The sequence below is a fragment of the Gluconobacter sp. R75690 genome, assembly GCF_015244525.1.
In the GTDB taxonomy this organism is placed as follows: Bacteria; Pseudomonadota; Alphaproteobacteria; order Acetobacterales; family Acetobacteraceae; genus Gluconobacter; species Gluconobacter potus.
In genome coordinates this window covers 64,933-79,181 of record NZ_JABCQB010000006.1, presented here as the reverse complement: position 1 = coordinate 79,181, position 14,249 = coordinate 64,933, and the positions used below count along the sequence as shown (strand labels likewise).

At 59.1% G+C, this 14,249-nt stretch carries 19 protein-coding genes; 4 read left to right on the top strand and 15 right to left on the bottom strand.

Annotated elements, in window-relative coordinates:
- Window positions 1-22 precede the first annotated feature (22 nt).
- The 10 genes from HKD27_RS09095 to HKD27_RS09050 form a co-directional block, all read right to left on the bottom strand.
- A complete protein-coding gene (locus tag HKD27_RS09095; protein ID WP_194689273.1) occupies window positions 23-778 on the bottom strand; it encodes a hypothetical protein in 756 nt (251 codons plus the stop codon).
- Between the two features lie 3 nt (window positions 779-781).
- Complete coding sequence (locus tag HKD27_RS09090; RefSeq protein ID WP_194689272.1) at window positions 782-3,661, bottom strand: hypothetical protein; 2,880 nt, start codon at window positions 3,659-3,661, stop codon at window positions 782-784.
- A gap of 11 nt (window positions 3,662-3,672) precedes the next feature.
- Window positions 3,673-4,134: a hypothetical protein gene (locus HKD27_RS09085; RefSeq protein WP_194689271.1), complete on the bottom strand. Its 462-nt coding sequence runs from the start codon at window positions 4,132-4,134 to the stop codon at window positions 3,673-3,675.
- Window positions 4,131-4,322, bottom strand: a complete 192-nt coding sequence (locus HKD27_RS09080; RefSeq protein ID WP_194689270.1) for a hypothetical protein — start codon at window positions 4,320-4,322, stop codon at window positions 4,131-4,133. The genes HKD27_RS09085 and HKD27_RS09080 overlap by 4 nt, the downstream gene beginning before the upstream one ends.
- Window positions 4,323-4,334: 12 nt before the next feature.
- Window positions 4,335-5,390, bottom strand: a complete 1,056-nt coding sequence (locus HKD27_RS09075) for a hypothetical protein (RefSeq protein ID WP_194689269.1) — start codon at window positions 5,388-5,390, stop codon at window positions 4,335-4,337.
- Complete coding sequence (locus tag HKD27_RS09070; protein WP_194689268.1) at window positions 5,390-5,992, bottom strand: DUF2612 domain-containing protein; 603 nt, start codon at window positions 5,990-5,992, stop codon at window positions 5,390-5,392. Before HKD27_RS09070 ends, HKD27_RS09075 begins: the two co-directional genes overlap by 1 nt.
- A gap of 1 nt (window position 5,993) precedes the next feature.
- The gene (locus tag HKD27_RS09065; protein ID WP_194689267.1) at window positions 5,994-6,956 is read right to left on the bottom strand and encodes a hypothetical protein; all 963 of its coding nucleotides are present in this window, start codon (window positions 6,954-6,956) and stop codon (window positions 5,994-5,996) included.
- Entirely contained in the window at window positions 6,943-7,296 is a 354-nt protein-coding gene (locus tag HKD27_RS09060; protein WP_041112360.1) for a hypothetical protein, read from the bottom strand. The genes HKD27_RS09065 and HKD27_RS09060 overlap by 14 nt, the downstream gene beginning before the upstream one ends.
- A gap of 72 nt (window positions 7,297-7,368) precedes the next feature.
- On the bottom strand, window positions 7,369-8,007 hold the full coding sequence (locus HKD27_RS09055) for a Gp138 family membrane-puncturing spike protein (protein ID WP_194689266.1): 639 nt from the start codon (window positions 8,005-8,007) through the stop codon (window positions 7,369-7,371).
- Window positions 8,007-9,005, bottom strand: a complete 999-nt coding sequence (locus HKD27_RS09050) for a baseplate hub protein (RefSeq protein ID WP_194689265.1) — start codon at window positions 9,003-9,005, stop codon at window positions 8,007-8,009. The genes HKD27_RS09055 and HKD27_RS09050 overlap by 1 nt, the downstream gene beginning before the upstream one ends.
- A 689-nt stretch (window positions 9,006-9,694) precedes the next feature.
- On the opposite strand from HKD27_RS09050, the gene HKD27_RS09045 reads away from it, so the two are divergent.
- The 4 genes from HKD27_RS09045 to HKD27_RS09030 are packed head-to-tail and all read left to right on the top strand — an operon-like array spanning window position 9,695 to window position 10,733.
- Window positions 9,695-9,949 (top strand): type II toxin-antitoxin system HicA family toxin, encoded by a 255-nt coding sequence (locus HKD27_RS09045; protein ID WP_194689264.1) that lies wholly within the window; start codon window positions 9,695-9,697, stop codon window positions 9,947-9,949.
- The gene (locus HKD27_RS09040) at window positions 9,946-10,278 is read left to right on the top strand and encodes a type II toxin-antitoxin system HicB family antitoxin (protein ID WP_194689263.1); all 333 of its coding nucleotides are present in this window, start codon (window positions 9,946-9,948) and stop codon (window positions 10,276-10,278) included. Before HKD27_RS09045 ends, HKD27_RS09040 begins: the two co-directional genes overlap by 4 nt.
- A 14-nt stretch (window positions 10,279-10,292) precedes the next feature.
- On the top strand, window positions 10,293-10,508 hold the full coding sequence (locus HKD27_RS09035) for a hypothetical protein (protein ID WP_194689262.1): 216 nt from the start codon (window positions 10,293-10,295) through the stop codon (window positions 10,506-10,508).
- Window positions 10,509-10,568: 60 nt separating this feature from the next.
- Window positions 10,569-10,733, top strand: a complete 165-nt coding sequence (locus tag HKD27_RS09030) for a hypothetical protein (protein WP_194689261.1) — start codon at window positions 10,569-10,571, stop codon at window positions 10,731-10,733.
- Here HKD27_RS09030 and HKD27_RS09025 read toward each other — a convergent pair.
- From HKD27_RS09025 to HKD27_RS16650, 5 genes are all read right to left on the bottom strand, one after another.
- Window positions 10,704-11,195 (bottom strand): hypothetical protein, encoded by a 492-nt coding sequence (locus HKD27_RS09025; protein ID WP_194689260.1) that lies wholly within the window; start codon window positions 11,193-11,195, stop codon window positions 10,704-10,706. The genes HKD27_RS09030 and HKD27_RS09025 overlap by 30 nt on opposite strands.
- Before the next feature lie 86 nt (window positions 11,196-11,281).
- Window positions 11,282-11,581, bottom strand: a complete 300-nt coding sequence (locus HKD27_RS09020) for a phage baseplate plug protein (RefSeq protein ID WP_194689259.1) — start codon at window positions 11,579-11,581, stop codon at window positions 11,282-11,284.
- Window positions 11,578-12,300 carry a phage baseplate protein gene (locus tag HKD27_RS09015; protein ID WP_194689258.1) on the bottom strand — a complete coding sequence of 241 codons (723 nt, stop codon included), beginning with the start codon at window positions 12,298-12,300 and terminating at the stop codon, window positions 11,578-11,580. The genes HKD27_RS09020 and HKD27_RS09015 overlap by 4 nt, the downstream gene beginning before the upstream one ends.
- On the bottom strand, window positions 12,300-14,108 hold the full coding sequence (locus HKD27_RS09010; RefSeq protein ID WP_194689257.1) for a hypothetical protein: 1,809 nt from the start codon (window positions 14,106-14,108) through the stop codon (window positions 12,300-12,302). The genes HKD27_RS09015 and HKD27_RS09010 overlap by 1 nt, the downstream gene beginning before the upstream one ends.
- Window positions 14,109-14,115: 7 nt before the next feature.
- Complete coding sequence (locus tag HKD27_RS16650; protein WP_255522942.1) at window positions 14,116-14,247, bottom strand: hypothetical protein; 132 nt, start codon at window positions 14,245-14,247, stop codon at window positions 14,116-14,118.
- Window positions 14,248-14,249: the final 2 nt, after the last annotated feature.

Sequence of the window (14,249 nt, the reverse complement as noted above, 5' to 3'; positions counted from 1 at the left end):
GGTGTGTCAGCCTGGGGAAGGGTCAGCAGGTCTGCCCGTATTGTGTGGCATACTTCTGAAGCAGGGCACGCACGGCATTCTGGTCATCCGAAGACAGCACACTGTCCCAGATCCCAAGGAACGCCATTTTGACGGCACCGGCATTTTGCGTTGTGGAGCACGTCGGATCATTGCCGATCCAGTATGTAACGCCGCTGTCTGTTGTATTGGCAGATTTCGTGACTGAATCTGTGGCCGTGTTACCACCCGTCAGGTCGGAAATCGTGATCGTCTGGGTCGTGCCCGATGTGGATACCGTCATGGAAAGCAGCCGCCAGCTACCCCACGCACCGCTATCCTGCAAATTCGCGATCACATCCCCGGTGTTGGACGAGGTACAGTAGGCGTGGAACACTCCGCTCGTCCATGTGCAGAGCTGCATGGAACTGTCGCTGCCGCGTCCATAGCTTGATACCAGGACTGACTGTTCCGACGTCGTCGCAGGATTCGGCACATTTGCCAGCAATATGATGGTGAAATCAGGCGTCTGCGATAGTCCGGTATCAATCCCGTAGCTTCCCCCCTGCGTCGTCACATAAGGCAACTGGCTTCCAGCCATGCCGTCCGTGAGTTGCGGCGCGGCCAGTCCTGGGATTGTGGTGGGCTGGATCGAGCCCGGGACCAGGTTCGAGATTGACGCATTAAAGAATGCCGCGAACTCCGGCTGCTGCGAAGTGGGGGCCCGCCAGCCGATATTATTACCAGCGAACGAGGCAGGCGTGGTGATACGAAGGCTCATGATTTACCCCTGAGTGATTTGAAGTGCGTAAGGAACCGCCGGATTGGCAAGGCTCATTGGGGTTCCGGAGGCTGCAAGTTCCTGTTCCGGGAATGTGGTTCCGTCACCGGCCGTCCAGAGATACGGGATGGCGGCGACGGTCGGGTCGCTGTCGAAAATGTTGGATGAGCCATCGGCTCCGTAATTTCTCGCCGGAGCACAGTAGATCCACGCCCCGTCCGGCACGGTCGCTGCAAGCGTGATGAGGATCGTCAGATCCCCGACCAGTTCCGTGGAAGCAATGGTCAACATGTTCCCGTTGGCATCCACGGCAACCAGGCCGTAGTTCGGCAGCAGTGTGTCTCTCTGACCCACGCCTGCCGGCTTGATCACCAGAGGGGGAACAGGAGCCTGAAAATCAACGAGCACCTGATTCCCGCGCGCTGTCGCCTGGTACATTCGCACCGGGAATGGGATGACCCCTCCGTTGAAGAGACGATCACGGGCCTTGGCCCGCATCGCTCCCATCCATGTCTCTCCATTGCTGGCGTTATGGACGTAATAATCATAGGCCGGATACATCGCGCCGACACAGTATGCCCTGTCGGGATTGGCCTCGCAGTAATCGACCTGAGCCCGTTCCACCCCCATGTTGTCATGCGTGACCGTGTTGAACTGCGACAGAACAGCGATTTCCATGCGCGGCGGCAGGGACTGACCGCTGATCGCCATGAAATCCGCAGCCTTGTCATCATGATAGGCCTCAAGCGCCGCCGAGTACGTGGCATAATCCGTATTGGGATCGGAACCGCCCTGCAGCCACTCAATCAGATACGCTCCGAAGGTTACATTGGCCGTAGTCGCCAGCGTCTTGAGCGCCGCAAAGGCCGTGATGCCACGCTCGTAGATATTGGGATTTGCTCCCTTTGAAAGTTGTGTGATGGACTGCCCGCCAATGGCGGAACAGTAGGTTACAAGCTGGCGTGAAGAGTCTTCGATCAGTCCCCGGGCCTGAAGCTGGAACTTTCTAAACGCCACGGAAGCCTGTACACACTGCGCTTCGCCGATGTAGTTCGCACTCCCTCCCCACACGATCTCAATCGTGATCCCTGCCGCAGCGGAGACAGCAACGGGATTGTCGGACCCGCCGTTATTGTTTGTATTGAGAGTCAGTGTCAGGGACTGAGCCGAAACAGCGGCAACCGTCCAGATCTGGGTGTAGCCGTAAATTAGCGGCTTGATGTTCATCACTGCCGCATCGCCGATGAAGCCGGTTATCTGTATGTTGTCCCCAACCTGCAAGCCGGGGCATGTGCCGGTGTTTCCAGAGGCTGCGGACCAGATTCCTTTCGTAAAGTCTATCGCCGTATCGGTGGTTGTCAGAATGCATTGCGTGGCATCCGTCGAACTTGCCGACACAGTGACATCTGCCGGCTTGTAAGAGCACAACTGGTTCCCGGGACGCCCGTTAAGCGATGCCGTGGATAGTTCGTATGACGTGCCGACAATCGGCTGCAGTGCGGATGATCCCCCCGCGGGAGAAAACGTCGTCTGGCTGGTATCATTCGCCCCATTCCCGTAAACGCTTGCGCCCATCATCAGAGCGCCGAGATTTGCAGGTGTATTCACCGTGCGCGGGGGAACCGAATACCACCCCATCAGTTCGGACTGGCCCGAGCTGTCGCAGAACGAGTAACCCCAGACTGGCGCGGCATGGTTCGCGCTGGCCCGACGTTGGGCCAGCAGGGCAGACCGGGCGAGGTTCACACTGTCATGGGAGCGGATGTCTTCAGCGGTGAAACCGCCCGACAGGCCGGAGACTGTTCCGAATGCCCCCGTGGTATCGAACCCGACATAGCCCAACTGGTCGATGATCGAGACGCCCTCAAGACCGTCTTCCACAACTTCGAAAGAAACGGGACCGAGATTGGGAGCGACAGCTCCGGCGGGAGACTGAATCGCGCCGGAGCTGTCGATTTCAAAGCCTACAAAGCCGTTCTGGTCTGAAACCTGAAGCATCGCGGTCGCACTGGCATCGAGCGCGAACGAGCCGAATGCCAGTCTTGACCCTGCTGTGGTCAGGTTCCCCGAAGCGTCAATGCAGGAGAGCAGATAGCCAACAGGATCTGCGATTTCGAATACATTGTCACCCGATGTCCGACCGAGCTGATTGTCGGCGATCTGCGCTGCAACCGTGGCGACGAATTGCTGCGCCGCCACCGGCACGCCAGCACCAGGGCCGCGGACCCAGGTTATGCCATTGAAATAGGCCAGGTCGAATGGCTCCCAGCCCATCTGACCGTCCAGGGACGTTCCGCCGGCATTGACGACGACATAAGCGTCGCCTGCAGCGCCAGAGCCACTGGTGAGCGCTGGACTGTTTGTGGCAGCGTCCCACCAGCCGCGGGCGATGAACGGCAGGCCCCCACCCATTCCCTGTGACATACGGAAGGCAGCCTGATTCAGAACATTACCCGCTGCCTGGATCACATTCTGTGCGCTTTCGGCTCCAGCCATCGCCTGGGACGCTGCAGACTGGGATCCCGCAAGGATAGTTGCTGCATCAGAAGCAGACTGAGCTGCTGCCTGCGAATGAACTCCGGCCGCTGCCTGTGATGCACCCGCCTGTGTGGCGCTCAGCTTTGACTGCTGGGCACTTGTCTGTGCCTGGACAGTATATTGCTCCAGAACGGATGAACTCAGGGCTTCTGTGATATCCGACTGTTTCGCCACCGTTTCCGGCAGCCCCGCAGCAACGAGATCAGCCACGGTCCCGTTCTGTACGGCGCCCGCAAAGACGCCCAATACAGTATCGGTCGCAGCGATCTTCGGGGCCGTGCCGAGGGCAGAGATCGACTGTCCACCAGACGCACCTGCGCTGGCGGGGTTCTGAGTACCGCTCATGGGGCCTCCGATTATTGGGTGAGGAGTGAACGACCTGATTCGGTCAGGAGTGGAGTGCCATCAGGCAAAGTCAGGATGTTCGGAGCACTGGAAGGACTGCCGCCTGACAGAAGAGCCGCTATGGGCTTCACGTTGATCTGGACAAGCGTCGACAGGCTTCTGCCTTCACTGGTCAGGACCGTGACCTCGATCTGCTGTATTCCCGCCATTGTCCAGGTCACCCATGCCGTCGCGATGGTGGCCGTATAGGTCGGCTTTCCGGACCAGCCGAGGCTTCCGCCCGAGACGGAGAAGGCCGCGTCGACAAGTACCTCGCCGCAACAGAGCTGGCTGGCAAAATCGATGCTGTAATCTGCCGATCCGTTCAGGAACGTGTCAGGCCAGCAGAGCAAGAGCGGCGCGTTGATCCCGCGAACCCGGAATGCGAATGGCACGTCCGCACGCACGATGCGCCGGCAGGGGGCCCAGGTCATGACGTGGGTGCCGTGTAGGTGCTGCCGATCTGGTAGGCCTGCGCGGCATCCTGCGCGAGTGCAGTCCCAGCCGGAATGAGGGGGGTCGTGCCTGTGCCGTCCCAGACCAGGGCGTTGACAACGTAGCCCACTCCTTCAGCCCCATCGGCGACGGTGCGATAGACGATATAGCGTACATCACTGGCCATGATGGACCTCTCTTACGGCAGGAAACGATAGATGCAGCAGCCCTGGAACCCGGAGCCGCCGGTATAGAGTGTGTTGGAGAAGGCGCTGTCGTAAGCGCCCCCGCCGCCAGCACCGAAGCCTGTGGCGCTTTCGCCCGCGCCTTGCCCGTCACGGCCCGCTCCGCCCCACGGCCCGTCTCCACCGCGTCCGGATTTGATAAAGCTGCCGTTCTGGCCATCGCCTCCCGGAGAGCCGGAAGAGTTTTCCAGAAGGACGCCGCCTGTCAGCGTCAGCGAAAGGGTGCCGCCATATCCGCCCGGGGAATTGCCTGTCTGTGTAAAGCCGGATTTGGCGCCGCCATTACATGTCAGGGCCAGAGTGTCTCCCACATAGACCGTGGTTGCCCCGCCATTGCCTTCCGTACCGCCTGCGGCACCGATATTCAGGACCAGCGTCTGGCCGCTTGTGATCGGTAGAATGGCGCGTGCATTAGCGCCTGCACCGCCACCACCGCCACTTGCATTGGTATTGGCGATTGTGGATCCGGTGGCCTGACAGTCGCTGCCACCTGCGCCAGCCCCTACAGCGATCACCTCCACCCGGGTTGCCCATGAGGGAGCTGTGACCGAGGTGCTGGACGTTACAAGGACAGGCGACGTGATGCCGGTCAGGATCGTGGTGATGTCAGCAAAGAAATCCACCCAGGATGCGGCAGAGGCACCGGGCGTCGTCATATTGGCATCCGCCGTGGAACGCCAGTATTTGCCCGGCGTTGTTGCATCCTGCACGATACATCCGATGGGGTAGCCGCCCACGGCCGTTTGAAATGCGGCATCGAATGATGAGACCGCGCCAGCGCAGTATTGCTGTGCTAGCGCCGTGGTCATGAACAGGATACCGTTCATGTCCCGGCCATCAGGTGGCGTCCCGCCGGCGTCCGTCGGGATCATCGTGTTGGGCGGGAAGCCCAGATTGAAGGATGCGGAAACCGCGTCTGATGCAGTGACGGGAATTGCGCGAATATTGGCAGATGATGCGGATGACCCGAAAGGAACCGCAATCTTTGTCGGGAAGCCTGCATTCTGCATCAGAGAATATCTCCACCAAAATCGGTATTTTTGTCGATGTAAGGGGTGAAAATATAAGTGGTCCCGACCCCGCTTGGCCGGGGGAGAATTCCACTGGCAATGATCGATACATCGACTGGAGAAGGGGAGAACTCGAAGACGAATGTCATCGTCATGTTCTCGTTGTCGCTGACGTAGCAAAGGCCGCGATCCGCGAAGAGCGACATCAGGATAGCATTCAAAGACGGAATGGTTCCGTCCCAGATGTTCGCGGCGGCCTTGGCAAAGATCAGGCGCCGGAAAGCGTCGTCAGACAGGATATAGTTCGAAGTGACGGCCCCACCGTTGTAAAAGACGCCGCTCCCGAAGGTTTGCGCGCCCGGCACTCCTTGGGAAAACCCGAAATAGTCCGTCGTGGAAACCTGCAGAACCCGACTGACGCCGACGATCCGGCCCCAGACATCCAGGCCCCATCCTGTCGCCGTCTGGGGATTCCAGACATTCTCATACCAGTCATCAATCAGGGCTGAGGGGTCTATCGCTTGGTTGAAGCCCTCGATGATCGTGCCCAGGGAAGGGCTGTTGGCGAACTGGGCCTGTATGGTTGCTTCGACATTCAGCATATCACACCAGAGTCACGGAGATATTCGCTGCAACCAGAGAGGGAGACTGGTTGATATTCAGCGCAACCTTCAACTCGCCCGCTGCTGCTGTCGTGCCAATGGTGATGTCTTCCACCGCCGCCCAGGAGCCGAGGTCGCCAACCGCGCAGTAATACCGTCCCGCAAGAATGGTGCTGCCGATACGGGGCGTGACATTGGCTTCACCGGACGTGAAAGCCGCGATCAGAGCGCTCTGTACCTGCGAAACGGCATCAGAGGGGACTGCAGAAGAATTCGTGATCTGCACAGAGAAATAGATCGGGGTATCGATCGCCACGTCATACTTGACGGTATAGGTCGGTCCGTTTCCTCCATAGGCGGACGCTGGATCCTGAACCGTTACGGATGTGGACCCGGCATAGCTGCAGCCGGGCGACTTTTTCTGAAAGATCGCATAACCGATGGCTGTTGCCGTCGCGCTTCCGGCAACGCAGCAATAGAGCGAATTGGCGGGCAGGGTTACGCCGCCAACGACTGTTTCGGCATCGGTTGGGTTGTCCACCACATACGCATCGGTCACTCCCGAAACGAGTAGCAGATTGCCAAGCACAGAGGCGTTCATGCCTGTGCTGTTGGCCCCGACGCTGTTCTGGCGTCGATACTCGAATGCCGCCCGGTCTTCTCCGGTCAGGCGCTCCATGAAATAGATATAGCCGATGGCGTCCTGCATCCGGCCAGACGCATTCCGCGGATCAATGCCATTGAAGACGGCCAGAAGCTGGTCGTTGCAATCGCCGATGATGGCGGTTTCGCTGGTGGCGAGCTGTCCCTGAGGCGTATTGAGGGCCGGATTTACGTTCCCGCCAAGTGCCGCTCCGATATCGGCCTGAACGCCCGCCAGAATGTCTGTCTCGGCCGGGGCAACATATCCTGCATCCGTCAGGGAAGGAGCGGGGACAGAGGTTGTGGCGTCAGAACTGGACACTCTGCGTCTCTCCTGTCGTGAGGGTGATGGCTATGGCGCCCCCGATAGACCGGTCTTCACGCGGTCCGATCAGTGCGCATTGCGCGGCCGCAACCCCCGGAACGCTCATTGCTGCGCTTTCAGCCTGAGCGCGAAGAAGGGGAAGGGACGAAGAGCCATCGAAGATCCCGCTATCGAATGGCAGGCCGAGGCTGGTGTCGTACCAGCACTCTCCGAGCCATGTCCGGACGGCAGTGGCTACGTCCTGAAGAACGGAATAGGGCTCGGTACAGACGGCGAGATCACGGTTCGCATCAAGGGACAGGTCCCATGTCGTCCGGTCGAGCAATAGCGATTTCATGGAGTATCTCGCGCAACGCGCTCGTCTGGGGATTTATCTGGACAGTAGTTCGTTCTGGGGACAAGTACAAGGCTATTCCGGGGCGCCCGTCTTGCTTCCGCCGCTCTGTACACCGCCGTGAACGTGGCTTTCGAGCGAAACAGCCCCCGCCTGCACATCGCCGGTTGCGGTGATGGTGCCCGAGACCTTCAGGTCGCAGTTCACATCCATCTCTGACGCCTGCACCGTGACCTTGCCCGTCGTGACGATCCGGACGCCATCCGTGGTGATCTGGACATAATGCGCAGGAGCGTCGTTCAGGAATCCGCCCACATAGACGCAATCGGCCATGGAGTGCTGGCGGAAGCTGCCGGGAAGGGCGGGCGCGCGGGTTGCCACCACGTTCGACTGGTCCCGACCTGAGATGATGATGTAGCCAATGTCGCCTGCCACCGGGTCAACGATGACGGCGCATGCCCCACCCTGAATGCGAAGGTATGGGACGCCATAGATCGTACCGTGCGGAACGGCTGTACCATCGCTCGTCTGCTGATGGACCATGGGCGTGACGTCCACGGTGCCAACAATGCCATTACCGGCATGCACGGCAGACACTTGGACCAGAACGTCCGTGCCGAGATCGGACAGATTGCGCCGGACGGCCGCGTCGATGGCACTGCTATTCGTGTTGCCCTGCGTGATGCCGACGAAAGAAGAGCTTGATCCGGACATCAGTATGCTTTCGCTTGAGGGACGTCCGCCCGGATGGCGGTCATCTGGGTGAACCACGGGCCATTCGGGAGTTCAGAGGCCAGATCATGTGTGATGAGCGTCGGCTTCCACAGGCCTGAAGACGGCATCTGCGGGATGCTCTGCCCCATCTGATTGTTGGTCCATCCCTCGGGGAGATACTCGCTCACGAGCTGGAACGGGATCATGTATTGAAGGGCCGGATTGAAGAAGGACGTCACATTGATGCCGTTCTGATTATAGGCCGCATATCCGACCAGCCCCGTGGATTTGCTGAGCTTGACCGTGGTCTTTTCCTGCGTCCCGTCGCTGGAGCGGCCCCATGCATGCAGGGTCTTGGTTACGGTATCGACCCGGTAAACGGCGTGAATGCTGCGTGCGAGCTTGTCGATCTGTTTCATAAGATCACCAGCTTCATAGAAGGAGTTGATCGTCTGACTGACGCCATGATTGGCAAAGGTCAGTCCTGCCTTGGCAGCCAGTTCACTGAAGATCGTCGCGGCAGGGGTTGGCGTGCCATACGACGTTGGAATGGCCGTTGTGACTTTGAGCGGCAAGGTGTCATAGGCCAGAACCTGAAATGCGACAGAAGGCGCGCCGGAGAAGTCCACGAAGGCTTCCGCGATATCTCCGAGGAAGATGGTCGAGAGCGTTCCGCCTGCATCACCAGCCTGGACCTCAACAAGAGCCCCGGAAAATCGCGTGTTTGTCTGGTTGCCGACGTTCGTCATGGCCATGACGACAGAAAGCCGGTTCATCATGGCAAGGGTCATCCCCTCGACCCGCAGCGATAACTGAGAGCCTGTGAGCATCCCCGCATTGGTCACGGTCGCACGCACACGAAGCCCGGAGAGCGTCACCTTGTCCGCCGTGCTGCCCGGTCCAATCGCGCCCGTCGGTACCGTAAACGAGACATCGATCTGTTTTTTGGCAAAGCTGCGAGGGAGGCGTGAGGCGGTGACGGTTGTGGTGCTGCTCACGGGCGGTCCTTTTTGGTAATAAAAAAGCCGCTTCGAAGAGCGGCTGGTATTAGGGCAGGGTGCAGGGACGGGAAACACGCCGTTGCCATTCCTTACTGGCAATTCTCGGGTGCGCGTCTCAAGGGTAGGAGACCTACCTTGGGAAGATATTTATGAGCCCCAGAACTACAGCTCTGATCATTTTTGCTGCCAGTCTCACGCCTTTGCCAGTCCGTGCTCAGGGCACCACCGTTTATAACGGGCAGACCTATACAACTCTCAGTACAGCCGCTCCGTCGTACAACGATACCGAGCAAGGTGAGCGGGGTGGGGATGCAAAATCACATCACAGATGCGGGCCACCTCCGGGCGGATTTGGTCACAGACCACCGCCGGGAATGGATAATGACGGCAATCGACCGCCACCTCCGCCTATGGACAGTAATGGTAGACCACCACCACCGCCAGACGGCTGCCGCCCGCCACCACCGCCTGAAGGTTCACCCGGTAAGTTCGAGGGATCGAACCAGTATCCTGACTGATTGCTTCATAGAAAGCTGGCCGGTGAGGAGGCGGAACAACGTGCTTGACCGCACGAAGGATGTGAAGGGAAGGATGACCTGACAGAATGGGAGCGGCCCCGTCCTGCTAAACTCGGGTAGTACCATTTAATGGTTGTATTTGATACCAAGTTACAGTACTAATCCTTCATGAAAGCCAAATACCGTCGCACCTTGGAACTGATCTTCAAGCGCCCCGTATCTGGCAATGTCGCATGGGGCGATATCGAAGCTTTGTTTGTGGTGCTTGGTGCTGAAATCTCGGAGCGGGAAGGCTCTCGCGTTGGCGTCTTTCTCTTTGGTGAGGTGCAGGTGTTCCACCGGCCGCACCCAAAGCCGGATACAGACAAGGGAGCCGTTGCCTCGGTTCGGAAATGGCTTGAAGCGAATGGAGTGAAACCATGAACAATACCATGACCATCGGCGGCCATCGGGCCGTTATCCAGTATGATCCGGATCTTGGTATGTTTAGGGGCGAATTTCTGGGCTTGAACGGGGGTGCCGATTTCTATGCCGACAGCGTGGAGCGCCTGGTCCGTGAAGGAGAAATCTCTTTGCGGGTGTTTCAGGAGATGTGTGCTGAGAAGGGGATTGATCCCGTGAAGCACTATTCCGGCAAGTTTCAGGTTCGCGTTCCTGAAGAAATCCATGCCCGCGCTGTCACGGCTGCTGCGGCCAAGGGGGTCAGTCTGAACCAGTTCGTGCAGGATGCCATCATTGAGGCGGCGCTTTGAAGTCTGAACAGGACATGCAGAAGCGCACGATTTCTGAGCGCATTTTTATGGATGAGGCGCCGGAAACGATTGCTTACGATTCAGACAATCCCGAATTGACTGAGAAAGACTTCGCCATGATGCGTCCATTCACCGAGGTCTTCCCTGATCTGGCAGGAGATATGAAGGAGGGTGTAATTCGATTGTCCCAGCCAGTAGATCAGATCAATGAGGCGCTCCGTCGAGCCTGAGGCCGTTTGACCGGACTCCGGGTCGGCTGCTGTGTTCGTGTCTCTGCTTGGGAGAGAGAGATGAGCGACGAAAAGAAAGACGAGAAGCCTAAAGAGGGATTCAAGCGAGACCCGAACCGCATGAGTGCGGAAGACCTCAAACAAAGAGGTACTGTCATTGCGATGGATGGTATGTCGCCCGAACTTGAAAAAGCCCTAACTGAGCGCAACAAGCACCGCAAATGATAAGGTCGGGGCGATAACGCTGGCATACCAAGCCCCCCGCAGCCACCTCTGGCGTTGCTCATGAGCAACAGTGTTTTTGTTCTCGATCACGGCCAGTTTATCAGCCAGCGCGACCTGAAGTTCATCTTCCGAGGAAGCATGCGTGTCAGCCGCGATCTGCTCTATCTCCAGTGGATAGAACGTCATGCGCTCGAGTTTAAGTGGCAGCAGAACGACTACACAGCACAAGCAGACGACAGCAAAACCAACGCATAGGATTAAGCTCGGGAACAAGAGCGCCGACTGCCCATCAAAGCCGCGAGCGGCCAGGGCAATTGATCCTGTCAATGCAGCCATAGACCAGCCCAACAGAGTAGAGGCTCGATCCCGTGTTTTGTTGATCGCGTCGATCCGCGCCTTGCAGGTCGCTTCAGCCTGCCGGAGCATTTCTTTTGCAAGCCACGGCTGTATTGAATCTGACATTTTCTGATCCTTTGCTCCCTTCAGCCATTATATCGCCAGACCATGGCGGCTTCGTCCATCAACAGCATGCCTTCGCTTCGGCTGGGCTATGAAGCCGTCACAAAAGTCAGCACATACCGGTCGCCAAGCCCGTCATAGGTCGGATCGGCGCTGCCTTGGGTGTCCACGAACACGAAGTCTCCACCCAGACCCAGATAGTCCGCGTGGACCACAGGGTTCAGGTTCTGGCAGATGGCGCCCGCCACGATCTGGGTGTCATTCAGCCAGACGTCCATATAGAGCCCGGTCGAGCGCTGGTAGACGTCCAGCCGGACAAGCTGCTGGTTCAGGATCACATTCAGCGTCTGGCTCGCTGTCGCATTGAGCGGGATCTGAACGGCGGTCACAACGTGACTCCCAGAAGAGAAGTCTGCACGGGCAGGGAAGGGGTTGTGGTCTGGACCGTCCCGTTCTGGACGGTCTGAGCCCCCTGCGGCTGCGAGGTGTTGGTATAGGCTGCCGTACCAGTGCTGCGGATCTGCCGGATCATGATTTCCGCCATTAGCATTGTGACGCCCTGGCTGCTTTCCCGGCGCCAGCGATAGCCAGTGATATTGGCATTCGTGGCCGTGAACTCGGGCGTGACCACCGAATAGAGGTTCGTGTCTGCGACCAGGGCCTCAAGGGTTGAGATGAAGGAAGAGCGGACGTGGTTTCCGGTCGCTCCCGTCAGATTGGGAATCAGGGTCGTGATCGCCGAGATGATCCCGTCCGATCCGGTCTCTGTTCCATCGCAGACCATGATGACCCGTGCCGAGTAGGGCATCTTCACCTTGTTGTAGGAGGCAAAGGCACCTCCTTCGAGCGGGGCATCCGACACGGTGTAGCTGTTCTCGTACTCGATCCCCATCACTCGTCCGGACGTGAGAAGCTGCGTGTTCCCGCTTCCGAAGATGCCCCATTGCTTCGCGGCCTGTGCGGTGAGGTAATTCTGAGCAATCCCGGCGAGGGCCGTGGACGCCGTGGCGTCCACCCCGGTCGCGATAGACTGCCCCAGAAGAGCCGGCACACCGACAGCAGCAGGGATATCCCAGACGGACGGCAGGGTGACATCCGCAAAAGCCATCAGGTCTGTCCTTGCGCGTTGATGAGGGGGAGCGTGCGGCGCAGTTCGTTGTGAATGTCCTGCGCGAGCTGCTGAGGATTGTTGGTGTCCGTGTGAATGTGGATGTCGCCCACATGGACCTGCGTTGAGTTGCCGCCCGGGCTTGCACCCTGCCCGGACAGCGCGGAGGCTGCGGCGTTTGAATAGCGGGTTCCGGCCGTGCCGAAGCCGTCATATCCCGTCTGTCCGGTCCTCATCCAATTTAGCGCACCGCCGGCGCCCTGATTATGAGCATAGGCCAGGATGGCATACCGACGCGTCAGAGACGCATTTCTGAATTCAGCGCTTTTGGAATTAAGTACATCGGCATTCTGCTCGGTATAGGCCTTGAAGAAGCGTTCCTGCATGTCGGGATCATTCAGGAATTGCCCCATGGTTGGGACGGCCTCATGCAGGCGCCTTGCCGCGTCCTGAATAGCACCTGCGCCCATCTGATACTTTCCGGCATACTTCCCGCCAGAACCGCCCATGATGTTGTACCGGCCGCCACTTTCGATACCGGCAATACTGCGCGCATATACCCCAAACGGATCAGGGCCGAACATGCCGCGCGCACGGAGCCGATCAACCGCGCTGCTTTCCCCTTTGTTGAGGCTGTCCGCGTGGAGCGCGGCATAGGCCACAGCTCCCCAACCCGTCATGCGCGTGGCAAGTAATGCCGCTCGGCCAAGAGTAAGATGGCCGCCTGCCGCGTCCATATCCTCGGCGAGGTATGGCGACAATTTGCCACCACCCATCCGTTCCGCCTCAGATGTGGCGCCAGGCCGCTTGGCTGATACTCCGGGTGCGCTTCCACATTCGCATCCACAGGCCGCATTTTTCAGAGCTTCGATATTCGCTCCACCCATGAGAAGGGCCTTGAAGCCTTGGATCGCCATAAGGCCGGTGACCGCCGTTCCCACGGCTCCAAGCGCCGTCCCCAGCGCGACTGCACCAAGCGTGATTTCTCCAAGATGCTTCGTAAGGTCCGGGTTCGCCTTCTCCCAGGCGGTGATCTTCGTCACCACGCCGTCAATGGCCGGAGTCAGGTCGCCGAGGATCGCCCGGCCTAGCCCTTCCGTCGTGGTGGTCAGGTCCACCCAGTCTTTCAGGAGTTGCTGGCTGTCCCGGATCTGGTCGGGCGTCGGGCCGGCATTTTTGAACTGGCTCTGGAGCTTATCGAAGGCCGCCGCTGTCTGATCGATCAGGCTGATCTCGCCTGGCCCGATGCCAAGCTGGGCCAGAAGCGTGTTCTTGACGCCCTGATCCATGCCTTGCGTGGAGCGGTTGAGCTGCTGAAGGATGTCCTGCCGGATATGGCCGTGTGCATCCGTGTAATTCCGAACGCCAAGCTGGCCCATGATGCGCTGCAGGTTCTCGGCCTGCGCTGGATCGACGAGCATCCCCTGCATGGCCTGAAAGGAGGCGCCGACTTCCTGGGCGGAACCACCGACGGCCATAACGGCCCGCTGCATCTGGTAGAGCCTGCGAGGATCCAGATTGAGCCGCTGCGCCATATAGCCGAGCTCGGCATTGGAGCGGGTGATCTCTGATGTGAAGGCCTTGAGCGTCCGGCCACCCGTGAAGACGGCCAGCAGGGCAAGCGCTTCCGTGCGGGCGCGGGAAAACCCGTCCGCCGCCGCCTTGCCGCTCTCGGTGAGGGCGCTCTGTGTCCTGGTGGCGCTGCGCTCGATCTGGTCCAGGCTCTTGGAGGCCTGCTGCGCGCCTTTGGCGACGCCCCGCCCGTCAAGGCCAAGCTGAATGACAAGACTGTCGATGACGTTCGCCATGATGGCCCTAGCTTTTGTTGTATGCCGTGACCATTGCGGCTTCCCACATCAGGAGCATGTCCTCGCTGTCATAGATGGTCATCAGTTCATGAAGGGTCGCCATCCGTTCCCCGATGACGACTGCCATGAGCCGGGACATGT